At 58.3% G+C, this 20812-nt stretch carries 26 protein-coding genes; 18 read left to right on the top strand and 8 right to left on the bottom strand.

Annotated features, from left to right (window positions below; translation table 11 throughout):
* Positions 1-183: 183 nt before the first annotated feature.
* Positions 184-759, bottom strand: a complete 576-nt coding sequence (locus tag ACR0AH_RS14860; protein WP_039541714.1) for a LabA-like NYN domain-containing protein — start codon at positions 757-759, stop codon at positions 184-186.
* Positions 760-885: 126 nt separating this feature from the next.
* On the opposite strand from ACR0AH_RS14860, the gene folK reads away from it, so the two are divergent.
* From folK to ACR0AH_RS14785, 15 genes are all read left to right on the top strand, one after another.
* Positions 886-1467 carry a 2-amino-4-hydroxy-6-hydroxymethyldihydropteridine diphosphokinase gene (folK, locus tag ACR0AH_RS14855; RefSeq protein ID WP_170597420.1) on the top strand — a complete coding sequence of 194 codons (582 nt, stop codon included), beginning with the start codon at positions 886-888 and terminating at the stop codon, positions 1465-1467.
* Between the two features lie 94 nt (positions 1468-1561).
* Positions 1562-1915 (top strand): DNA-directed RNA polymerase subunit omega, encoded by a 354-nt coding sequence (rpoZ, locus tag ACR0AH_RS14850; RefSeq protein WP_010437681.1) that lies wholly within the window; start codon positions 1562-1564, stop codon positions 1913-1915.
* A 25-nt stretch (positions 1916-1940) separates the two neighbouring features.
* Complete coding sequence (locus ACR0AH_RS14845; protein WP_480592523.1) at positions 1941-4073, top strand: RelA/SpoT family protein; 2133 nt, start codon at positions 1941-1943, stop codon at positions 4071-4073.
* Positions 4074-4089: 16 nt separating this feature from the next.
* Positions 4090-4788: a DUF2062 domain-containing protein gene (locus tag ACR0AH_RS14840; RefSeq protein ID WP_170392618.1), complete on the top strand. Its 699-nt coding sequence runs from the start codon at positions 4090-4092 to the stop codon at positions 4786-4788.
* Positions 4781-5527 (top strand): pyridoxine 5'-phosphate synthase, encoded by a 747-nt coding sequence (locus ACR0AH_RS14835; protein WP_170392617.1) that lies wholly within the window; start codon positions 4781-4783, stop codon positions 5525-5527. The genes ACR0AH_RS14840 and ACR0AH_RS14835 overlap by 8 nt, the downstream gene beginning before the upstream one ends.
* Positions 5524-6147: a LysE family translocator gene (locus ACR0AH_RS14830; protein WP_170425202.1), complete on the top strand. Its 624-nt coding sequence runs from the start codon at positions 5524-5526 to the stop codon at positions 6145-6147. The genes ACR0AH_RS14835 and ACR0AH_RS14830 overlap by 4 nt, the downstream gene beginning before the upstream one ends.
* Positions 6148-6163: 16 nt before the next feature.
* Positions 6164-6490, top strand: a complete 327-nt coding sequence (locus ACR0AH_RS14825; RefSeq protein WP_480592521.1) for a Dabb family protein — start codon at positions 6164-6166, stop codon at positions 6488-6490.
* 27 nt (positions 6491-6517) lie between these two features.
* Positions 6518-7495 (top strand): NADPH:quinone reductase, encoded by a 978-nt coding sequence (locus tag ACR0AH_RS14820; protein WP_480592519.1) that lies wholly within the window; start codon positions 6518-6520, stop codon positions 7493-7495.
* 1 nt (position 7496) lies between these two features.
* Positions 7497-7916, top strand: coding sequence for a holo-ACP synthase (gene acpS / locus ACR0AH_RS14815; protein WP_170392613.1), 420 nt, complete (start codon positions 7497-7499; stop codon positions 7914-7916).
* Positions 7917-7975: 59 nt separating this feature from the next.
* The gene (gene lepB / locus ACR0AH_RS14810; RefSeq protein WP_480592517.1) at positions 7976-8815 is read left to right on the top strand and encodes a signal peptidase I; all 840 of its coding nucleotides are present in this window, start codon (positions 7976-7978) and stop codon (positions 8813-8815) included.
* Positions 8812-9489 carry a ribonuclease III gene (rnc, locus tag ACR0AH_RS14805; protein ID WP_170686674.1) on the top strand — a complete coding sequence of 226 codons (678 nt, stop codon included), beginning with the start codon at positions 8812-8814 and terminating at the stop codon, positions 9487-9489. The genes lepB and rnc overlap by 4 nt, the downstream gene beginning before the upstream one ends.
* A 19-nt stretch (positions 9490-9508) precedes the next feature.
* On the top strand, positions 9509-10021 hold the full coding sequence (locus ACR0AH_RS14800; RefSeq protein ID WP_480592515.1) for an N-acetyltransferase family protein: 513 nt from the start codon (positions 9509-9511) through the stop codon (positions 10019-10021).
* Between the two features lie 168 nt (positions 10022-10189).
* Complete coding sequence (era, locus tag ACR0AH_RS14795; protein WP_170392609.1) at positions 10190-11098, top strand: GTPase Era; 909 nt, start codon at positions 10190-10192, stop codon at positions 11096-11098.
* A 55-nt stretch (positions 11099-11153) separates the two neighbouring features.
* Positions 11154-11483 carry a DUF1491 family protein gene (locus tag ACR0AH_RS14790; protein WP_170402292.1) on the top strand — a complete coding sequence of 110 codons (330 nt, stop codon included), beginning with the start codon at positions 11154-11156 and terminating at the stop codon, positions 11481-11483.
* 110 nt (positions 11484-11593) lie between these two features.
* Positions 11594-11917 (top strand): SemiSWEET transporter, encoded by a 324-nt coding sequence (locus ACR0AH_RS14785; protein WP_170392607.1) that lies wholly within the window; start codon positions 11594-11596, stop codon positions 11915-11917.
* A gap of 9 nt (positions 11918-11926) precedes the next feature.
* On the opposite strand, the gene ACR0AH_RS14780 is transcribed toward ACR0AH_RS14785, so the two are convergent.
* Positions 11927-12316, bottom strand: a complete 390-nt coding sequence (locus tag ACR0AH_RS14780; RefSeq protein WP_170402289.1) for a VOC family protein — start codon at positions 12314-12316, stop codon at positions 11927-11929.
* Between the two features lie 168 nt (positions 12317-12484).
* Here ACR0AH_RS14780 and recO point away from each other — a divergent pair, with 168 nt between their 5' ends.
* Positions 12485-13210: a DNA repair protein RecO gene (gene recO / locus ACR0AH_RS14775; RefSeq protein WP_480592513.1), complete on the top strand. Its 726-nt coding sequence runs from the start codon at positions 12485-12487 to the stop codon at positions 13208-13210.
* Here the strand turns inward: recO and ACR0AH_RS14770 are convergent.
* The 3 genes from ACR0AH_RS14770 to ACR0AH_RS14760 all read right to left on the bottom strand — a co-directional run bounded on the left by ACR0AH_RS14770 (position 13194) and on the right by ACR0AH_RS14760 (position 16049).
* The gene (locus ACR0AH_RS14770) at positions 13194-13586 is read right to left on the bottom strand and encodes an META domain-containing protein (RefSeq protein ID WP_170402286.1); all 393 of its coding nucleotides are present in this window, start codon (positions 13584-13586) and stop codon (positions 13194-13196) included. The two genes, recO and ACR0AH_RS14770, sit on opposite strands and share 17 nt — an antisense overlap.
* A gap of 12 nt (positions 13587-13598) precedes the next feature.
* The gene (locus ACR0AH_RS14765) at positions 13599-14141 is read right to left on the bottom strand and encodes a hypothetical protein (RefSeq protein ID WP_170402284.1); all 543 of its coding nucleotides are present in this window, start codon (positions 14139-14141) and stop codon (positions 13599-13601) included.
* Positions 14142-14357: 216 nt separating this feature from the next.
* Positions 14358-16049 carry an acyl-CoA dehydrogenase family protein gene (locus ACR0AH_RS14760; protein WP_170733743.1) on the bottom strand — a complete coding sequence of 564 codons (1692 nt, stop codon included), beginning with the start codon at positions 16047-16049 and terminating at the stop codon, positions 14358-14360.
* Positions 16050-16193: 144 nt separating this feature from the next.
* Between ACR0AH_RS14760 and ACR0AH_RS14755 the strand changes: the two genes are divergently transcribed.
* Positions 16194-16958: a sulfite exporter TauE/SafE family protein gene (locus ACR0AH_RS14755; RefSeq protein ID WP_170662871.1), complete on the top strand. Its 765-nt coding sequence runs from the start codon at positions 16194-16196 to the stop codon at positions 16956-16958.
* Here the strand turns inward: ACR0AH_RS14755 and ACR0AH_RS14750 are convergent.
* The 3 genes from ACR0AH_RS14750 to ACR0AH_RS14740 form a co-directional block, all read right to left on the bottom strand.
* The gene (locus tag ACR0AH_RS14750; RefSeq protein WP_255611805.1) at positions 16955-17497 is read right to left on the bottom strand and encodes a hypothetical protein; all 543 of its coding nucleotides are present in this window, start codon (positions 17495-17497) and stop codon (positions 16955-16957) included. The two genes, ACR0AH_RS14755 and ACR0AH_RS14750, sit on opposite strands and share 4 nt — an antisense overlap.
* A 32-nt stretch (positions 17498-17529) precedes the next feature.
* The gene (locus ACR0AH_RS14745; protein ID WP_170392600.1) at positions 17530-17820 is read right to left on the bottom strand and encodes a hypothetical protein; all 291 of its coding nucleotides are present in this window, start codon (positions 17818-17820) and stop codon (positions 17530-17532) included.
* A gap of 322 nt (positions 17821-18142) precedes the next feature.
* Positions 18143-19741, bottom strand: coding sequence for a phosphoenolpyruvate carboxykinase (locus ACR0AH_RS14740; protein WP_480592510.1), 1599 nt, complete (start codon positions 19739-19741; stop codon positions 18143-18145).
* A gap of 344 nt (positions 19742-20085) precedes the next feature.
* On the opposite strand from ACR0AH_RS14740, the gene ACR0AH_RS14735 reads away from it, so the two are divergent.
* Positions 20086-20790, top strand: a complete 705-nt coding sequence (locus ACR0AH_RS14735; RefSeq protein WP_170392598.1) for a response regulator transcription factor — start codon at positions 20086-20088, stop codon at positions 20788-20790.
* The last annotated feature ends 22 nt before the right edge of the window (positions 20791-20812 follow it).

Genomic DNA, 20812 nt, shown 5'->3' with positions numbered 1-20812 from the left:
AACACCTAGGTCTTTTCATTGCCATGGTCCAGACAGCACTGCGTCATTTCACTGACATGAATCGCTGTTAGCACAAGGGTGTTTTCAGCACCTATACCTTTAAAGTCGCGCGGCCAGGGCTTCTGGCCCTGGCCGCGCATATTCTTGCCAACCCCCATTGGTGAGTGGTGGGGTTTGGTGGGGTCAGTGCCCGCCTGCAGCTGCGACGCTGCGGGGTTCAGTCGGCATCTCGCGCGGAGGGCGGCCGATCACGTCGCGCAGGTCTTCCAGCTCAATGAAGTTATCGGCCTGGCGGCGCAGTTCGTCCGAAATCATCGGCGGCTGGCTACGGATGGTCGAAACAACGGAAACACGTACGCCCTGCCGTTGCAGGCTTGCGATCAGCGGGCGGAAATCCCCATCGCCCGAAAACAGTACGATATGATCAACGCGTGGTGCCAGTTCCATGGCATCGACGGTAAGCTCGATATCCATGTTTCCCTTGACCTTCCGACGCCCCATGCTGTCGGTGTATTCCTTGGCCGGTTTGGTGACCATGGTGAAGCCATTATAGTGCAGCCAGTCCACCAGAGGCCGGATCGGGGAATACTCGTCATTTTCCAGTAGCGCTGTGTAGTAGAAAGCTCTAAGCAGTTTGCCTCTGCGCATAAATTCCTGACGCAGCAACTTGTAGTCGATGTCAAACCCCAGAGCTTTGGCGGCTGCATAAAGATTCGAGCCGTCGATGAACAGCGCTAGCCGTTCGTCCTTGTAAAACATAAAATGGTCCTTCCGGTATAAGCCACCGCACCGTGAGCTCCGTGAGTGATAAAGTAATAGGTCAGTGCAATGGTGTCCTTAAAATAGGTGTTTTAGGCTTTATCGCAAGTATTCTCTGGTCCGAATATGGGGTCTGAAGTGGACAAAACCTTGTCAAAAGCGGTCATTGCCCTAGGGGCAAATCTCAGTCTGAGAGGTTGTGGGCCCAAGGTGACACTTGAGCGGTCGCTGATCGCGATGGCCGAGGCGGGCTTGGTGATTCGCAAGACAAGCCGGTTTTTTGCCACCCCATGCTTTCCGGCAGGGGCAGGGCCGGACTATGTCAACGCAGCGGTTTTGATCGAATCGGACCTCACGCCACAGGGTGTTCTGGACCTGCTGCACCGCATCGAACATGATTTTGAGCGCGCCCGTGAACAGCGTTGGGGCATGCGCACTCTGGACCTCGATCTGGTCTTTTGGGATGAACTTGTGCTGCCGGATGACGCCGAATACCAGCGCTGGCTGACCCTTCCCCCCGAAGATCAGACCAAATCTGCGCCGGAACACCTAATCCTGCCCCATCCGCGCTTGCAGGACCGCGCTTTTGTGCTTGTTCCCATGATGGATGTCGCCCCCGATTGGCGCCATCCCGTTCTGGACCGGACAGTGACGCAGATGGTTGCAGCCTTGCCGCCCGATGAGGTGGCAGAGGTCAAGCCTCTGTGATCCTCGCATTTGCGGCATTTCTTGCTTGTCAAGGCGGGGATTCGCGCTTAGATAAACCCCTTCCTGCCACGGATTCATTTACGGAGAGCGCCCCATGGCCCGCGTTACGGTCGAAGATTGTGTAGACAAGGTCCCGAACCGGTTCGAACTGGTGATGCTTGCAGCCCACCGGGCGCGCGAGATTTCTGCTGGTGGCCCGATCACCGTTGACCGCGATAACGACAAGAACCCTGTCGTCTCGCTACGCGAAATCGCCGACGAAACCCAAAGCGCTGATGAGCTGCGCGAGCGTCTGATCGAAGCCAACCAGACCCAGATCGAGGTTGATGAGCCCGAAGAAGATCAGATGGCCCTGCTGATGGGTGCGGAATCTGACAAGCCTGCGGATGACGACATGTCGGAAGAAAAGCTCCTGCGCGCTCTGATGGAGGCCCAGGGCCAGGGGTAACCCAAGCGACAAAGGTGCGGACCGGATGATTTCAGAAGAAGACCTGATTGCGCTGGTCCGCAATTACAATCCCAAGACAAATGCCGACCGCATCGAAAGGGCCTATGAATTTGGCCAACAGATGCATGAAGGCCAGTTCCGCCATTCCGGCGAGCCCTATTTCTCTCATCCCGTTGCCGTTGCCGCCATCCTGACCGAACAGCATCTGGATGATGCGACCATTATAACGGCCCTGTTGCACGACACGATCGAAGACACCAAAGCCAGTTATGGCAAGGTTACCGAACTGTTCGGGGATGAGGTCGCCAAGTTGGTCGATGGCGTCACCAAGCTGACCAACCTGCAGCTGTCCAGCCGTGAGACCAAACAGGCCGAGAATTTCCGCAAGCTGTTCATGGCCATGTCCAAGGACCTTCGGGTTATTCTGGTCAAGCTCGCCGACCGCCTGCACAACATGCGCACGATCAAGGCGATGCGCCCTGAAAAGCAGGTGCAAAAAGCGCGTGAGACAATGGATATTTACGCGCCGCTTGCGGGCCGGATGGGGATGCAATGGATGCGCGAGGAACTCGAAGACCTTGCCTTCCGCGTCCTGAACCCCGAAGGCCGCCAGTCGATCATCCGCCGCTTTATCACTCTGCAACGCGAAACCGGCGACGTGATCCATCGCATTACCGGCGACATGCGGCACGAATTGGAAAAGGCGGGCATTGAAGCCGAAGTCTTTGGTCGCGCCAAGAAACCCTATTCGATCTGGCGCAAGATGCAGGAAAAGGATCAGGGTTTCTCACGTTTGTCCGACATCTACGGGTTCCGCATCATCACCCAGACCGAGGAAGACTGTTACCGCACACTCGGTGCCATCCACCAGCGCTGGCGCGCGGTGCCAGGGCGATTCAAGGACTATATCAGCCAACCGAAATCGAACGGTTATCGCTCGATCCACACAACAGTTTCGGGGCGCGACGGCAAACGGGTCGAGGTCCAGATCCGCACCCGTCAGATGCACGATGTGGCCGAAACCGGTGTTGCAGCGCACTGGTCCTATCGCGACGGTGTGCGGTCCGAAAACCCCTTTGCGGTCGACCCGGCAAAGTGGATCGCAAACCTGACCGAGCAATTCGACAGTGAGGATGATCATGAGGATTTCCTCGAAGCTGTGAAGCTCGAGATGTATTCGGACCAGGTGTTCTGCTTCACCCCCAAGGGCGATGTGGTGAAACTGCCGCGTGGGGCGACGCCGATTGATTTTGCTTACGCAATCCACACCCGCATTGGTCATGCCTGCGTGGGGGCCAAGGTTGATGGCATTCGTGTGCCGCTCTGGACCCGGCTCAAGAACGGTCAATCGGTTGACATCATCACCGCCGATGGCCAGAGCCCGCAGGTCACTTGGCTTGAGATCGCGGTTACCGGCAAAGCCCGCACCTCGATCCGCCGCGCCTTGCGCGAGGTCGACCGGGAACGCTTCATCAAGCTGGGTAAGGAACTGGCCCGCGCCGGGTTCGAAAACCTGGGCCGCAAAGCCACCGACAAGGCGCTGGAAACCGCTGCCAAACACCTGCGTTTAAAAGATCGGGACGAGTTGCTGGCCCGTCTGGGCAGTGCCGAGTTGACCGCCCATGAGGTGGTCGAAGCGGTATATCCCGAACTCACCAAGGATGATGGCGACGCGATCTCGCCCCGTCGCGCTGTGATCGGGCTTGAACCGGGCCAGAAATTCGATCGTGCCCCCTGTTGCCAGCCACTGCCGGGCGAGCGCATCGTCGGAATTACATATCGCGGCAAGGGTGTTGTCGTGCACGCCATCGACTGCGATCGCCTGACCGAGTTTGAAAATGAACCCGAGCGCTGGGTTGATCTGCACTGGCATTCGGGCACCCACCCCGCCGTCTATGGCGCGACGCTGGATTTGACCATCGGCAATGATGCCGGGGTGCTGGGGCGTATTTGCACATTGATCGGCGAGAAAAAGGCCAATATCTCGAACCTCGAATTTGTCGACCGCAAACCGGATTTTTATCGGCTGATGATCAATGTCGAACTTCGCGATCTTGAACAGCTGCATTCGCTGATGCTGATGCTCGAGGCTGAAAGCGACGTTGCTGCGGTCGAACGGTACCGGGAAAGTGCGAAACCCGCCGTTGCGGCTGGCTGAGAAGGGGTGATCACGAGTGGTTTTCAAGCGCCGAGATCGCCGCTCGCCTGTTCAAGTCGCGTCAGAGTTCGTCTATCCGCGCGGCGGATGGACCCGTGCCTTTCACTATGTCAAACATCGGGTTCGGCGCCTGCCTGACAGCCCGGAACGCATCGCGCGTGGCATCGGGGCAGGGGTGTTTGCCTCGTTCACGCCTTTCTATGGCTTGCATTTCCTGGTCGCCGCCGTGCTGGCGCGGCTGCTGAACGGCAACATTCTTGCCGCGCTCAGCGGCACGTTCTTTGGCAATCCCCTGACCTATGTGCCGATCGCGGTCATAAGCCTGCAAACCGGGCATTTCCTGCTGGGGACCAAGTTCCGCAAAGACGATACCGATGGGTTGATGGGGAAATTTGCGGATGCGATGGGCGATCTCAAGGACAATTGCATCGCCATGTTCACCCATCGCGAGGCGGACTGGCACGGGCTTAGCCGGTTCTATGACGATGTGTTCTTTCCTTATATGATCGGCGGGGTCATTCCAGGCATCGTGGCCGGAGTGATCTGCGCCTATCTTAGCCTGCCGCTTATCCGTACTTATCAGCAACGCCGCCGCGCCAGAATCAAAGCGAAGTTTGAACAAATCAAACGCCTTGCTCAGGCAGAGGCTGACGTTCCCCCGACAAAACCACTAGGCTCGACCTCAGGGACAATGAAGGATTCGAAAGATGTCTGACAACCGTTTGCGTCTGGGCGTGAATATCGACCACGTAGCCACCGTGCGGAATGCGCGCGGCGGGGCCTATCCCGACCCACTACGCGCCGCCCGGATCGCGGAAGAGGCCGGGGCCGACGGCATCACAGCACATCTGCGCGAAGATCGCCGCCACATCTCGGACGCCGATATCGACGGGTTGATGGAGATCCTGTCGGTGCCGCTGAACTTCGAGATGGCCGCAACCGACGAGATGCAGAAAATCGCCCTGCGCCACAAGCCGCACGCCGTCTGCATCGTTCCCGAAAAGCGCGAGGAACGCACAACCGAAGGGGGGTTAGAAGTCGCGCGCGAGGAAAATAAGCTGGCCCATTTCATTGCGCCCTTGCGCGATGTGGGCTGCCGCGTGTCCATCTTCATCGCCGCCGACCAGCGCCAGATCGACGCCGCCCACCGCATCGGGGCCGAGGTGATCGAACTGCACACCGGTGCCTATTGCGATTTCCACGCCGAAGGCAAACTGGACGACGCCGCGCGCGAACTGGAAGCCCTGCGCGAGATGTCCGCCTATGCCCATTCGCTGGGTCTTGAAGTTCATGCGGGTCACGGGCTGACTTACGACACCGTACAACCGGTGGCAGCCTTCCCTGAAGTGCGAGAGCTGAACATCGGCCACTTCCTGATCGGCGAGGCCATCTTTCGCGGCCTCACCCCGGCGGTTCACGAAATGCGCCGCCTGATGGACGAGGCGCGGGCATGATCACACCCGGTTTTGTGGCGATCTGGTTTGCATGGCTCATGGCCGGGGGCTCTCCGGGCCCTGCCACCATGGGCATCGCCGGAACCGCCATGAACGAAGGCCGCACCGCCGGTCTGGCCTTTGCGCTGGGCATCTGCGCCGGGTCCGCCGCGTGGGGCATCGCCGCCGCACTGGGGCTGTCGGCGATTATGCTGGCCAATGTCTGGGTGTTCGAGGTGATCCGCTATATCGGCGTCGCTTATCTGGGCTGGCTGGCGCTCAAGGCGCTGCGCCGCGCGCTGACTTCGGATGAGGTCGCGCTGGGCAATCCAGTCACCGGCTCATTGGGTACGATATTTGCCAAAGGTGCGGCGATCCACCTGACCAACCCCAAGGCGATCCTCAGCTGGGGCTCGATCTACGCCATCGTTGCGCCAAATGACGCCAGCCTTGCTATGCTGCTGGGTTATTTCGCCATGCTCTATGCGGGTTCACTGCTGATCTTCATCGGCTACGCCTTCCTGTTTTCGTCTGCGCGCATGGTCAACGCCTATCGCCGCGCCCGCCGCTGGTTTGATTTTGCCTTCGCGGGTTTCTTTGGCGTGGCCAGCTACAAGATTCTCACGGTGCGCCTGTCATGACCTCTGAGGTGCAATGATGATCCGCCATTGCGTGATGCTGCGACTCAAGCCCGATCACGACACCGCAGAGCTTGCCGCTGTGATGGATGGGCTGGGCGCGGTCGCAGACCGTTTGTCGGGCTGCGGTGGCTTCACCCACGGCCCCAACCGCGATTTTGAGGCAAAATCCCCAAGCTATCCCTACGGCTTCACACTGGATTTCGCGGCTCAGGCCGACCTACAGCGCTATGCCAGTGACGAAACCCACCAGCAACTTGGCGCACGGCTTGTCGCGCTGTGCGTGGATGGGGCCGAGGGCGTCTTGGTGTTCGATCTGGAAACGCCCGACGCGGCTGACCAATAGCTGACCAATAGGAGACGAGGGACTGTCATGAAAGCAATCACCTATCGCGGATTTGGTGCGGCGGCGGATGTCCTCGAGTTGGTCGATCTGCCCACGCCCAACCCCGGCCCAGGCGACGTTCTTGTCCGGGTCCATGCCAGCGGCATCAACCCCTCAGATGTCAAGCTGCGCGGCGGCGCGCGCCCTGGCGCTGTGATGCAATACCCTATGGTTGTTCCCCACTCGGACGGGGCCGGAGTGATTGAGGCCGTAGGCGAAGGGGTCGATCCCGCGCGCGTCGGCGAACGTGTCTGGATCTGGAACGGCCAATGGCAACGCGCTTTTGGCACTGGGGCCGAATACACTGCGCTACCCTCCGAACAGGCCGTATTCCTTCCAGATACGACCGGCTTCGCCGAGGGCGCGTGTTTTGGTATCCCAGCCTTGACTGCATGGTACGCGCTCTATTGTGACGGACCGATCACTGACCAGACCGTGCTTGTGACCGGCGGCGCAGGCACGGTCGGACGCTACGCCTGCCAGATGGCCGCACTGGGCGGCGCACGCGTTATCACAACGGTCAGTTCAGATGAAAAAGCCGCCCATTCCGGCGCGTCCGAATGGATCAACTACCGCACGCAAGACGTGGCCGAGGCGGCGATGGACATGACCAACGGCGCAGGCATAGACCGCATTGTCGAGGTTGATTTCGCCGCCAACCAACCCGCTTCCCTTTCTATGATCCGCCCCGGTGGCACCATCGCCAGCTATGCCTCGGCTTCGCAAATGAAGCCCGAACTGGATTTCTATGGCTTCATGTTCAAGAACATCCGCCTGCATATGCTGATCGTCTACCAACTCGACGCCGCGGCCCGCCGTCGCGGCGAGGCGCAGTTGGGCCAGTGGCTGGAACAAGGCGCACTGTCCCACGCCGTCGTCCCCGGCGGAGGGCTGATGGATGCGGCAAATGCACACGCAATGGTCGAGGCAGGGCAAAAGCTCGGGACCGTTGTGTTGGAGGTCTGACATGATCCTCGGCATCGGCACCGACCTCGCAAATATTGATCGCATTCAGGGCACGCTCGACCGGTTCGGCGACCGCTTCCGTAACCGTGTCTTCACTGAAACTGAACAGCGCAAGGCTGAGCGTCGCGCCGATACTGCGGGCACCTACGCCAAACGCTGGGCCGCGAAAGAGGCGTGCTCGAAGGCGCTAGGCACCGGCCTGCGGATGGGGATCGCGTGGAAGGACATGGCGGTGACCAACCTGCGCACCGGCCAGCCCGTCATGCATGTCACCGGCTGGGCCGCAGAGCGTCTGAAAGAAATGACTCCCGAAGGCCACGAGGCGATCATCCACGTCACCCTGACCGATGATCACCCCTGGGCGCAGGCCTTTGTGGTGATCGAGGCCCGTCCGCTGCAAGAAGCACCCGCGCAGCCTTGACTTGCCTCCACCCGACACGCATGTAGCACCCCAACCACGCATAGACTGGAGAGAGCAGTATGGCCGAGGAAGCCAAATCCGGAAACGCCGTCTGGGAGACGATCAAAACTATCGTCTACGCCCTGCTGATCGCGGGCGTTTTCCGCACGCTTTTCTTTCAGCCGTTCTGGATTCCCTCAGGCTCCATGAAGCAGACGCTGCTGATCGGTGATTTCCTCTTCGTCAATAAGATGGCTTATGGCTATTCCTACGCGTCCTGCCCCAGCCTGATCATCCCCAGCGTCGGCCTGAACATCGATGCCGAGGATGTGTGCGGTTGGATGCAGGGTGATGACAACTCCCGTCTGCTGGGTGGCGATCCCGAGCGGGGCGATGTCATCGTCTTCCGCCATCCGGTGACAGGGCGCGACTATATCAAGCGACTGATCGGCCAGCCGGGTGATCGTATCCAGATTCGTGGAGGCCAAATCATCCTCAACGACACTCCAGTGCCGCAGCAACCCGACGGTGTGTTCACCGAAGTTGCTGAACCGCAGGGCCCACAAGGCCTGCGCCCGCGCTGTTCCAACGGTCCCGTCGGGATCGGCGGTGTTTGCGAAAAGAACCGCCTGATCGAGACCCTGCCAAATGGCGTGTCCTACGACGTGCTGAACATCGGCAATCAGGGATCGGACAATACCGGGGTCTATACTGTACCCGAGGGCCACTATTTCTTCATGGGCGACAACCGCGACAACTCGGCCGACAGCCGCTTGCCGCAATCCGCCGGTGGCGTGGGCTATGTTCCTTACGAAAACCTGATCGGTCGCGCCGACCGGATCATGTTCTCCTCCGCTGGCCGGTCCATGCTGTTCTTCTGGACATGGCGCGGTGACCGCTTCTTCAAGGCGGTCAATTGAAGCTATCGGCTGAGATAAAGGCGTTCCAGCAACGCTTGGGGTATGAGTTTTCCGACCCTGAACTGCTGGTGCGTGCGCTGACCCACGGCTCAGTGTCCTCTGCCACGCGCCCCGACAATCAGCGTCTTGAATTTCTGGGCGACCGCGTCCTGGGTCTCGTCATGGCCACTGCTTTGCTTGAGGCCGACAAGAAAGCTTCCGAAGGCCAACTGGCCCCCCGTTTCAACGCGCTGGTGCGCAAGGAAGCCTGCGCCGATGTGGCCCGCCAGATTGATCTGGGTGCGGTGCTGAAACTGGGCCGGTCCGAGATGCTGTCCGGAGGTCGTCGCAAGCAGGCCTTGCTGGGCGACGCGATGGAGGCGGTCATCGCGGCCATCTACCGCGACGCAGGGTTCGAGGCTGCCCGAGACGTGATCCTCGCCCTCTGGGGCGATCGCATCCACAAGGTCGAGGCCGACGCCCGCGACGCCAAAACCTCGCTTCAGGAATGGGCGCAGGCCCGCGGTCAGAAACCCCCTGCATATGTCGAGGTCAAACGCACCGGCCCCGACCACGCTCCGATCTTCACCATCGCCGCGCGCCTGCAGGACGGGACCGAGGCGCAGGCTACCGCCGGCTCCAAGCGACAAGCCGAACAAGCCGCGGCAAAGGCGTTGTTGGAACAGTTGTCTTGATCCGTTTTGCGGCCAGATCATGAAGATCAGACCCGCCCAGAAATCCGATGCCGCCAGCCTCGCCGCCTTGTCGATTGAGGTCTGGATCGGAACATATCTAAAGCGTGGTGTGAACGCCTTCCTTGCCGAGTTCGCACTGTCCGAGTTCACGACCGCCCGGTTCGAAGCCATATTGGAGGACGGCCAAGACCTCTTGATGGTTTCCGAAAACGAAGACGGGATCGACGGCTATATTCGGCTTGCGGAAAGTCGCGCCGCACCCGTGGACGGGCTTTCTGACCTAGAAATCGTGACGTTCTATGTCCAGCACCGCCATCAAGGTAAAGGCATCGGCTCAGCGCTGCTCGACATCGCGATTGACTACATGCGTGAAAAAGGGCGCCCGTCGATTTGGCTGACAACCAATTCCGAGAACACGCCCGCAATCGACTTCTATCTAGCCAAAGGGTTCCGGCAGGTCGGAGTCACAGATTTTCGGATCGGGGACCAAGCCCATCCGAACCAAGTTCTGGCGTTGAACACTACAACCTGATCGCGCGATCAAGCCCGGCCAATGCCGGCACCGGTCGACCGGGCAGCGTCGCCCTATGGGCCGCAGACTGGCCTTCGCTCACTGATATCCGCAATGCGACAAATCCCTCTGGCCCGTCCGCGCATTCTGCTATAGGGGTGCGCACTTGCAAACAGGATCGCAGGACACATGAGCACACGCGCCGGATTTATCGCCCTGATCGGAGAGCCCAACGCAGGCAAATCCACCCTTCTGAACCGCATGGTCGGAGCCAAAGTCTCGATCGTGACGCACAAAGTGCAAACCACCCGTGCTCGTATCCGTGGCGTGGCGATGGAGGGCGATGCGCAACTGGTCTTTGTCGACACGCCGGGCCTCTTCAAACCGCGCCGCCGTCTGGACCGTGCCATGGTAGCCGCCGCTTGGGGCGGGGCTGCAGATGCGGATGTGGTCGTGCTGATGATCGAGGCGCATCGCGGTATCACCGAAGGTGTCGAACGCATCCTCGAAGGCCTGGAAGAGATCGGACAGGGCCGCACCATCGCACTTGCGATCAACAAGATCGACAAGGTGCCCTCGGAAAAGCTGCTGGCGCTGACCAGTGACCTGAATGCGCGTTATCCCTTTGCCGAGACCTTCATGATCTCGGCCGAAAAAGGCCACGGTGTCGACGACCTGCGCAAATGGCTCGCCTCGGAACTGCCCGAAGGCCCGTGGCTCTATCCAGAAGACCAGATTGCGGATCTGCCTCTGCGCATGATCGCGGCTGAGATGACGCGCGAGAAACTGACCCTGCGCTTGCATCAGGAACTGCCCTACCAGCTGACCGTCGAGACCGAGAACTGGGAAGAGCGCAAGGACGGCTCGGCCAAGATCGATCAGGTCATCTATGTTATGCGTGATGGCCACAAAGGGATTGTGCTGGGCAAACGTGGTGAGACCATAAAGGCCGTCAGTCAGGCGGCGCGTGCCGAGCTGGAAGAGTTTTTGGACCGCAAGATCCACCTGTTCTTGCAGGTGAAAGTCCGGCCAAACTGGCTGGAGGAGTCCGAGCGCTACTCGGAAATGGGTCTGGATTTCAAAGACGGCAACGCATGACCCGGGCCAAGAATTTTCGTCGAAAATTCTCAACCCCTACGGGAAGGTCAGAACCATGACCCGGCTGACGGCTGAATTCTGGGTGCATGCCTATCTGGCGCGGCTGCGGTTTCAGGAAATACCGGCTTTTGTTGTGGCGCATGGGGATGACACCGCTGGGGCGGTGCTTATCAAACTCAACACACTCAACGGGCGGGCCGCAGCCTTTCAGCGCAGTTTTGATCTGATGAGTGGCGAGCGCAAATGGGTGGAGCTCTCATCCGGAGAAGAGGCAGACGTAGATGCCGCCATCACCCGCCAACGCAGTTTTGACCCCGACCTTTGGGTGATCGAGGTGGAAGACCGCCAAGGCAGGCACCTGCTGGGTGAAGAAGGTCTGGACTAACCCGCGCCAAATGATCTTGGACGTGCGGCGCAAAGCGACTATTTTGCTTTGCAACCGGCTGAATGAAACGGCCCAATCTTCCGGGGGCCGCAGGAACAGGAGGGGGTTGAGTGGCTGAAACGCTTGCCCAGAAACTGGAAAACTCAAATCTCGGTCACTGGATGCAGCGGTTCGAGGGGTTCATGGTCTTCATCGGCGTCGTTGGCCCCTTCGCCACGCTTCCACAACTGATCAAGCTTTATTTCACCCACTCCGAACATGCGACCGGACAGTCGCTGCTGTCCTGGTCTCTGTATGCTGGGCTGTCGTTTTTGTGGTTCGCCTATGGGCTGGTGGTGGGCAAGTTGCCCATCTATGTGGGCAACGGTATCTCAATGGTGCTGAACCTGCTGATGGTTATCGGCATTCTGATTCACGCAGGTATGACGTTCTAGGGCGCGCGATCAGCCTGCATCGCTAAAATAGACAAAGCTCATCTTGTTGCCATCAGGATCGCGCGCATATGCGCCATAGAAGTTCGGGCCATATTGAGGTCGATCTCCGGGATCACCTTCATTTGTTCCGCCATTGGCAAGAGCCTCCGCATGCACCTCGCGAACTTCCGCTTCGCTTTCGCAGAGCAAGCCAACCATGTTGCCGTTTCCAACCGTCGCGGCCTCTTTGTCAAAGGGCGTCGCGACCCACATGGACCCACCGCCCCGCAGCTCGTAACAAACAGCGTGGGGCATATATTCAGCAATAACCTTGCCGCCGATTTTGGGCACAACCGCATCGTAAAAGCTTCGCGCTTTGACGACATCATTTGAACCGATCATGACATAGTTAAGTGACATTTCTTAAATTCCTCCGTGTAGAACATAAAGTGAACACTATTGCGTGAACAGATGTCACGCAACGTGTTTTTGGTGCTCCACAGGGTCAACCTGACGCGTTTCTACCTTGAACCTGCAACGGCCATAAGATTTCCTGCGTATATATCTGGTGACCTGACGAGGCCAAACTTGGACTGGCGTGATCACGGCATTCTTCTGACCTCTCGCCGTCATGGTGAGACAGCGGCGATCATCGAGGTCTTTACCGAAGCCCATGGTCGACATGCAGGTGTTGTGCGCGGAGGCACCAGCCGCAAGATCGCCCCGATCCTGCAACCCGGCGCGCAACTGGACGTGCTTTGGCGCGCGCGGCTCGAAGAACATCTTGGCACCTTTCAGGTCGAACCCCTGCGTTCGCGCGCTGCAGCGGCGTTTTCAGGGCGGCTGGCGCTGGCCGGATTAAATGCGGTGGTGGCGCTGCTGTCCTTTTGCCTGCCCGAACGCGAGCCTCATCCGGCGATCTATCAGCAAACAGAACAGTTGATGGACCTGCTGGGTCAGGATGACGTCTGGCCACTGGCCTATCTGCGCTGGGAACTGGCGCTGCTGGAAGAGCTGGGCTTTGGCTTGGATCTTTCGGCCTGCGCAGTGACAGGGGCGACCGAGGGGTTGGTCTATGTCTCTCCGAAAACCGGCCGCGCGGTCAGTGCGGCGGGGGCAGGGGACTGGGCCGATAAGCTGCTGCCTTTGCCCCCCTGCCTGCGCGGCGAAGGCGCGGCTCCGGATACCGAGATTGCTGAAGCCTTGCGCACGACCGGGTATTTTCTGGAAAACCATCTGGCTCCGTCGCTGGGTCATACGCCTTTGCCGGACGCACGCGCGCGATTTGTGGCGCAGTTTACTCGGCGGCTTTGAACACCATCTCGTGCCCGTCCTCATTGCGCAGGATCAGCACATCGCCGGACACCTCGGACTGGGTCATTGCCATCAGTGCGGCGAAATAAAATCCCTCGGCTTCAAGCCCGGCGCAAGCCGCGCGGGTGGCGACAAGATCGGTGATCTCAAACCACGGGTAGGGTGCATTCAGTGTACCTGAATAGGTGTTGCACGGGGCATTGCCCTCAATCCGACCCTCTTCGGGGAATCGCAAAAGGGCGCTGGCCTCAAAAGGCTGCCCGTCGATCTCTTGCAAAGCCCATGTCTGATCCGCTGCGCCATAGGCGGCAACAGTCTCATCCTTGTCGCATTGGAACAGGGTTAAAAGGGGCAGGAACAAGGCCAGACGTAACATCGCAATATCCTGTCAATAGGGGTTCACACCGCTGATTAACTCTTCGCGCACTTCAAGGCGGGGGCGCCAGTTGTATTTGGTATCCTCGCGCACCTGATCCCAATAAAGCACCCCGCTGTTGCGCCACGGGTCAAGGATGATGCCTTCATACATTGAATCTCCCTTAGCGCTGATCAGAGCCGAATGGTGGATGATCCGGAACGCAGTTGGAGGCGACGTGGCCCAGTGCAGGTCCAGCGTGCGAAAGTTCTCTTGCTTCAAACGCGTGGTCATGGCCTGCGCCCAATCATTGCACAGACCTTTTTCGCGAAATCCGTTGATGACCTTTGCGTTGTGGATGATGGCTGGATCGGTGACGTTCCAGTCCTGTTTCAGTTGATTGGAATAGGCATAAGATATCTCGGCTGCACGCCGCGCCTCGGCAGGGTCAACCTTGGGGTCAAGCTGCTGGATCGCTTGTGCCAACTGGTCCACATCATCGGGCCCGGTGTTTGGTGCCATGGCGCATCCGGCAAGGGCCATGCAGGTGGCCAAAACTGCGATGATGATCTTCACGCTCGATTCTCCTCTGGCCAGCTTGGGCGCTGGGTTTGGTTGACGCCCTTTACCCGATTTCTGCGCTCGATCCGAGGGGGAAGTTTCGCCCATTAAGCCCTGAAACCGAGTTGTACAACTCGGAAGAAATAGGCCTGAAGGTCCGTACAACACGGAAGAAAAAGAAAACCCGGCGCAAGGCCGGGTTCAGTTGGGGAAACCGCGTCGCTTCGGGCGTCAGCCCAGCAATCGACGCGCGATGACTTGCGCCTGTATTTCTGCGGCGCCTTCAAAGATATTTAGGATGCGCGCGTCACAAAGCACGCGGCTAATTTTGTATTCCAGAGCGAAGCCGTTGCCGCCATGAATCTGCAGCCCGTTATCCGCCGCAGCCCAAGCAACTCGAGCGCCCAGCAGCTTGGCCATCCCGGCCTCAAGGTCGCAACGTTGACCGTGATCTTTTTCCCAAGCAGAATAATAAGTTAGCTGTCGCGCGATCATGATCTCGACCGCCATCATCGCCAGCTTGCCCGAGACGCGAGGGAAATTGATCAGAGATTTGCCGAACTGCTTGCGGTCTTGTGCATATTGCATGGCAATGTCCAAAGCACTCTGCGCTACGCCGATGGCGCGGGCAGCCGTTTGGATGCGGGCAGACTCGAAGGTTTCCATTAACTGCTTGAAACCTTTGCCTTCTTCGCCGCCCAGCAGGTTTTCGCCCTTCACTTCGAAGCCGTCAAATCCCAGCTCGTATTCCTTCATGCCACGATAACCCAACACCTCAATCTCACCACCAGTCATGCCGGGCGTGGGGAAGGGGTTCTCGTCGGTTCCAGGTGTCTTCTCAGCCAGGAACATGGACAGCCCACGGTGATCGGTACTGTCGGGATTAGTCCGCGCCAACAAGGTCATCACATGGGTGCGCGCCGCGTGTGTGATCCATGTTTTATTTCCTGTTATTTTATAGTTACCATCTTCACTCTTGACGGCCCGCGTACGCAGGCTGCCCAAATCCGATCCGGTATTGGGTTCAGTGAAAACAGCGGTTGGCAGGATCTCGGCGCTGGCCAGTTTTGGCAGCCAGTTGGCCTTTTGTTCATCCGTACCGCCCGCGATGATCAGTTCTGCGGCGATTTCGGACCGTGTGCCCAGAGAACCCACGCCGATGTACCCGCGCGAAAGCTCTTCCGAGACCACACACATTGAGGCTTTGGATAGGCCGAACCCGCCGAATTCTTCGGGGATGGTCAGACCGAACACGCCCATCTCGGCCAGTTCCTCGATAATCTCGATTGGGATCAGTTCGTCCTTCAGGTGCCATTCATGGGCATTAGGCTCAACCTTTTCAACGGCATAGCGGCGAAACTGGTCTCGGATCATCTCCAGTTCTTCGTCCAGACCAGACGCACCAAACATGGTGGCACCGGACTGGTCCTGCATCAACTCAACCAGACGCGTGCGCGCGGCCTGAGAGTTGGCTTGCGCCATTAGTGTCTGCACTTCGCTGCATTGGAATCCCGACAGAGCATCCCAGCCAAGGCCAAGATCCTGCAAACGTACAACCTCGCCCTGGTTCATCGGAATACCACCGGCGATCTGATGCAAGTATTCCCCAAAGGCGATCTGATGCAACAGCTGCTCCATCTCGCCGAATTTTCCCTCGGCCTGAAGCGCCTCGGCCCAGCGCTGCATCTGCTGCAGCGACTGGTGGTATGTGGCCAGCCAAGCCAGCCCATGTGCGGCTGTCTGATTGGCCTCGATCAGTGCGCCCGATATGCGACCTTCGCTTGTCACCTGCGCGCGAACCGATTCGACCGCCTTATCGAATACCGCTTGAACGCCGGGCAGGGCTGCTGCGCTGAGTGATAGAAGATCGGGCAAAACCGCTGGCTGCGTCATGTTCGTCACATCCTGTCCGTCATGGGCCATGAATCACGTCCTCTGCTGGGTTGTCTGGTCATATCATGCTGCACATGCAGCGCAACAAAAATACGCAAATCATCCATAAAAAGTTCAAAAATTGCTTAGTGACTTTTGCAGTGCAGAAATTTTTTGGACTGGTATGAAGGGTCGATGGGACTGTTTTCACTTATGTCGCCGCAGGATTTCTGTCTGGCTTTGGTCGTTGCCTTCGTCGCGGGCTGGGTCAAAGGCATGGTCGGTTTTGCCATGCCAATGGTGCTTGTTTCTGGTCTTAGCATGATGCTGCCGCCTGAGCTGGCGCTGGCAGGTCTAATCTTGCCCACGCTGGTGACCAATGGGGTGCAGGCCTTGCGGGAAGGTTTACCTGCGGCGGTGGCGTCAGTTCGAAAGTTCAAGGTATTTCTGAGCGTTGGACTGGTCTGTCTATTGGCCAGCGCGCAGCTGATCAACATCTTGTCGCCCAAGGCATTTCTGTTGATCTTAGGCGCACCAGTTTCGTTCTTTGCTCTGATGCAACTACTGGGGCTGAAACTGACGCTGCAAGCGCCCTCAATGCGGGTTGAGGCTATGGTGGGTGCGGTGGCCGGTGCTGTCGGCGGCATCTCGGGCGTGTGGGGACCACCAACCGTGGCCTATCTGACAGCCTTGAATACACCGAAGAAGGATCAGATGCGGGTGCAGGGCGTGATATACGGTCTGGGCGCTGTGGCGCTTATTGTGGCGCATCTGGGTTCGGGTATTCTAAGGACTGACACAGCGGTGTTCTCAGCGCTGCTGATTATCCCTGCCTTGCTGGGAATGCGCGGCGGTCAGTTTCTGCAGGATCGTATCGATCAGGCACAGTTCCGCAAACTCACTCTGCTTGTACTGCTGATTGCAGGGCTGAACCTGCTGCGCAGGGGTCTTTTGGGTTAATTGCGTCTTTCAGCAAACCGAAAGGCGAAATAGAGGCCCAACATTAGGAAGAAAAGACCTGAGATATCACCGATCAGATAGGCGATATACTCGGCCGTTGCGCTGCCGAAGGCCATGTTGGTGAGAACGGACACCAATACCGATGTGATGATTCCAACGCCCATCACGCACAGCCAGCATGGCTTCCGATCGACGCGCGGAAACAAATCCCAGCCCAACGCCTTGCAGACATAAAAAACCGCTGGAACTGTGGTGACCGCGATAGTGATCGCCAGCAATCTGCTGGGCAGAAGAACATCCCAACCGCCCACAAGGGCAAAGACGATGGCAACGCCGGGCAACAGTGCGAATATCGCCCTCCATCCCAACAACCAAGCCGACAGAACCCGCACGCCGTGCGGCAGGAACAATAAGCTGGCATAGCTGGGGTATGCGGGAAAAAACACGTTCTGAAGCGGCATCAGCACCTGGAATGTTAGGAACGATGCAGCGACATAGGCCAAAGAGGCATAGAATGTTTCAGAGGCCCATCTGCGCACGGGGTCAGCCGATTACAGATCTGGGGTGGCGATCACCTGGGCGCATGAACCAGATACCGTCCGCGATTGGCGCTGCCGCTTTGCGACAGATAACCCTTTTGAACCAGAGACTTCAGCGCGCGGAAAAATGTCGGGCGAGATACGCTTTTGACCAGCGTGTGTTCGATCAGACCAAAGGTGCGTACTTCGCGATCATCTTTCGACAGTTCTTCGGCGGCATAGTAGATGTCGCGCTCGACCGGTGAGAGTTCTTCCAGCCCAAGAGTGCGCTCCATGCTTTGCATCAATTTGCGCAGTTCGGTGAGTTTTGAGATTTCAGTCATTACTTGCCTATAGTTTCCGTGACGGACCGAGGCAGTTCGAAAGGCTGACCTTTGGAACACATCACGCCGACACCCATCCCCGTGTAGAAATAATCATTACCTTGTTGAACGGCCCGAGACATGATGTGAGTAAGCTAGCCCGGATCGCCCGATGTTCAAATTTAACAGAAGCCGCTGCCAAAGGACGCCGGGCTTCGAAGCGTCTTGGGTAAATTGCGATAGCGCATGTTGCACGTTATCGCAATGAACTTGTCTGTTTGCACACAAGGTGCCGAAGCGTAAGCTTTGGTGGGTCAGGGGCCATGATGGCCCCTAAATTCTATCAACCGATCGCGACAGCTTTGATGTCTTCGTCGATGAAGGGCAGGTACTGCTCGAAGTTTTCCGCGAACATGTGCACCAGCTTTTCCGCCTGTCTGTCGAACGCTTCCTGATCGTCCCAAGTGCGGCGCGGATCCAGCAAGACCTCGGGCACACCAGGGACAGAGACCGGCACATCGAAGCCGAAATTGGCGTCCTTGCGGAATTCCGCATCGGTCAGTGATCCTTCCAGCGCAGCCGTCAGCAGCGCGCGGGTGGCCTTGATTGGCATGCGACTGCCCACGCCGTAGGCACCTCCAGTCCAGCCGGTGTTGACCAACCAGCAGGTCGCGCCATGCTGAGCAATCTTATCGCGTAGAAGGTTGCCATAAGCCTCGGGGCGGCGTGGCATAAAGGGCGCGCCAAAGCAGGTCGAGAAGGTGGGCTGCGGTTCGGTCACGCCACGTTCGGTCCCGGCGACCTTCGAGGTAAAGCCGGAAAGGAAGTGATACATCGCCTGTGCAGGCGTCAACCGCGCGATCGGAGGCAAAACGCCGAACGCATCGCAGGTCAACATGATAATGTTCTTAGGGTGCCCACCCAATGCAGTTTTCGACGCGTTGGAGATGTATTCCAACGGGTAGGCGCAGCGCATATTCGCAGTCAGCGAGTCGTCGTTGAAATCCAGCTTTTTGGTTTCGGGATCAAAAACCATGTTCTCGATCACGGTGCCAAATTTCGAGGTGGTGGCATAGATTTCTGGCTCGGCTTCGGCGTTCAGGTTGATGGTCTTGGCATAGCACCCACCTTCAAAGTTGAAGGTGCCTCGATCCGACCAACCGTGTTCGTCGTCACCGATCAGGGTGCGCGACGGGTCAGCAGACAGGGTGGTCTTGCCGGTGCCGGACAGGCCGAAGAATACGGCGGTGTCGACCGGGTTGCCAACCGCGTGGTTAGCCGAGCAGTGCATCGGCATCACGCCTTTTTCGGGCAGCATGTAGTTCAGCAGGGTGAAGACGGACTTCTTGTTCTCGCCGGCGTATTCGGTGCCGCCGATCAGGATCAGCTTGCGATCAAAGTTCAGTGCAATCACCGTTTCGCTGCGGCAGCCATGCTTTTTGGGGTCCGCCTGGAAACTGGGACAGTTGATGATAGTAAAGTCAGCCGTGAAATCATCCAGATCCTCACGATCCGGGCGGCGCAGCAGGTGGCGGATGAACAGGTTGTGCCACGCCAGCTCGGTTACCATGCGCACATTGATCGAGTAGCTGGGATCAGCCCCGCCCACGAGGTCCTGCACGAAGTAGTCGCGGCCTTTCATATGGGTCAGCATATCTTCATAGAGCGCGTCAAAACCTTCAGGGCTCATGGCGGCGTTGTTTTCCCACCAGATGCTGTCGGCAACACTGTCTGTCTTGACAACATGCTTGTCCTTGGGCGAGCGGCCTGTGAATTTGCCGGTGGTGACCAGAAAGGCGCCGCCATTGCCAAGGGTGCCTTCGCCGCGCTTCAGCGCTTCTTCGATCAGCGCCGGTTCCATGAAGTTGTAATAGACATTGCCCAGACCCTCGATGCCCTGATCTTCGAGGCGGAATTGCGGGTTAACCCGTCCAGATGTCATGTGTGTCTTCTCCTGTGGCGGCGCGAGGGCCTTGGGCCGGGTGCACCATTGGGGCGGATACCGGAAAGAGCCGGCGGTCAAGCGCCTCTTATCACGGTATTTTGGGACATGAACAGGAGGGTTGGGGGTAGTTAGCGCAACCAAGTTGAGGTTTAGCGCCATCACGATTTGTCTGCCGTAAATCAAGGCAGCTATTTGGGCGCAGCAAGGCAAATTTGCCGCATACCTGCCGCAAGAATGGCACGATTCGAGGTTACGAGTTGATTCGGTGGCTCAAAACCGCCAACAATGCCTTACAAAAAAGCGTATTATTGCGCGAGTGAGCAGGAATAGGGGTGAACCCGATGTCAAAGATTGCACTGGTGGACGACGACAGAAATATCCTGACGTCTGTGTCCATGACACTCGAAGCCGAAGGGTTTGAGGTCGAAACATACAACGATGGTCAGGCTGCGCTGGACGCTTTCAACAAAAAGCTGCCAGACATGGCCGTACTGGATATCAAGATGCCGCGGATGGACGGCATGGATCTGCTGCAAAGGCTGCGGCAGAAAACCCAGATGCCCGTGATTTTTCTGACCTCCAAAGATGACGAGATTGACGAGGTTCTGGGTCTGCGCATGGGTGCAGATGACTACGTCAAAAAACCATTCTCTCAGCGGCTGCTGGTCGAACGGATTCGCGCCTTGTTGCGCCGTCAGGAAGCGGTCGATGGTGATGTGACCAACGCGGCCTCGGGCGATACAAAAGTGATGGAGCGGGGCGAGCTGCGGATGGACCCGCTGCGCCACGCAGTCAGCTGGAAAGGCAATGATGTCTCGCTGACAGTTACCGAGTTTCTGCTGCTGCAGGCCTTGGCGCAACGTCCGGGCTTTGTCAAAAGTCGCGATCAGCTGATGGATGTGGCTTATGATGATCAGGTCTACGTGGATGACCGCACCATTGACAGTCATATCAAGCGACTGCGTAAGAAGATGCGCGCAGCCGATCCCGAGTTTTCGGCGATAGAAACGCTGTACGGTATCGGGTATCGTTATAACGAAGAATAGGCGCGGCCGTTTTATCAAGCCG

The organism is Ruegeria sp. AM5 (assembly GCF_056540645.1).
This window is presented reverse-complemented; position numbering and strand designations above follow the sequence as displayed.

Excerpts from the sequence above, each read along its gene's own strand:
- ACR0AH_RS14860 (WP_039541714.1), bottom strand. The coding sequence starts at position 759 with ATGTTTTACAAGGACGAACGGCTAGCGCTGTTCATCGACGGCTCGAAT.
- folK (WP_170597420.1), top strand. The coding sequence starts at position 886 with ATGGGGTCTGAAGTGGACAAAACCTTGTCAAAAGCGGTCATTGCCCTA.
- rpoZ (WP_010437681.1), top strand. The coding sequence starts at position 1,562 with ATGGCCCGCGTTACGGTCGAAGATTGTGTAGACAAGGTCCCGAACCGG.
- ACR0AH_RS14845 (WP_480592523.1), top strand. The coding sequence starts at position 1,941 with ATGATTTCAGAAGAAGACCTGATTGCGCTGGTCCGCAATTACAATCCC.
- ACR0AH_RS14835 (WP_170392617.1), top strand. The coding sequence starts at position 4,781 with ATGTCTGACAACCGTTTGCGTCTGGGCGTGAATATCGACCACGTAGCC.
- ACR0AH_RS14830 (WP_170425202.1), top strand. The coding sequence starts at position 5,524 with ATGATCACACCCGGTTTTGTGGCGATCTGGTTTGCATGGCTCATGGCC.
- ACR0AH_RS14825 (WP_480592521.1), top strand. The coding sequence starts at position 6,164 with ATGATCCGCCATTGCGTGATGCTGCGACTCAAGCCCGATCACGACACC.
- ACR0AH_RS14820 (WP_480592519.1), top strand. The coding sequence starts at position 6,518 with ATGAAAGCAATCACCTATCGCGGATTTGGTGCGGCGGCGGATGTCCTC.
- acpS (WP_170392613.1), top strand. The coding sequence starts at position 7,497 with ATGATCCTCGGCATCGGCACCGACCTCGCAAATATTGATCGCATTCAG.
- lepB (WP_480592517.1), top strand. The coding sequence starts at position 7,976 with ATGGCCGAGGAAGCCAAATCCGGAAACGCCGTCTGGGAGACGATCAAA.
- ACR0AH_RS14800 (WP_480592515.1), top strand. The coding sequence starts at position 9,509 with ATGAAGATCAGACCCGCCCAGAAATCCGATGCCGCCAGCCTCGCCGCC.
- era (WP_170392609.1), top strand. The coding sequence starts at position 10,190 with ATGAGCACACGCGCCGGATTTATCGCCCTGATCGGAGAGCCCAACGCA.
- ACR0AH_RS14790 (WP_170402292.1), top strand. The coding sequence starts at position 11,154 with ATGACCCGGCTGACGGCTGAATTCTGGGTGCATGCCTATCTGGCGCGG.
- ACR0AH_RS14780 (WP_170402289.1), bottom strand. The coding sequence starts at position 12,316 with ATGTCACTTAACTATGTCATGATCGGTTCAAATGATGTCGTCAAAGCG.
- ACR0AH_RS14770 (WP_170402286.1), bottom strand. The coding sequence starts at position 13,586 with ATGTTACGTCTGGCCTTGTTCCTGCCCCTTTTAACCCTGTTCCAATGC.
- ACR0AH_RS14760 (WP_170733743.1), bottom strand. The coding sequence starts at position 16,049 with ATGGCCCATGACGGACAGGATGTGACGAACATGACGCAGCCAGCGGTT.
- ACR0AH_RS14755 (WP_170662871.1), top strand. The coding sequence starts at position 16,194 with ATGGGACTGTTTTCACTTATGTCGCCGCAGGATTTCTGTCTGGCTTTG.
- ACR0AH_RS14745 (WP_170392600.1), bottom strand. The coding sequence starts at position 17,820 with ATGACTGAAATCTCAAAACTCACCGAACTGCGCAAATTGATGCAAAGC.
- ACR0AH_RS14740 (WP_480592510.1), bottom strand. The coding sequence starts at position 19,741 with ATGACATCTGGACGGGTTAACCCGCAATTCCGCCTCGAAGATCAGGGC.
- ACR0AH_RS14735 (WP_170392598.1), top strand. The coding sequence starts at position 20,086 with ATGTCAAAGATTGCACTGGTGGACGACGACAGAAATATCCTGACGTCT.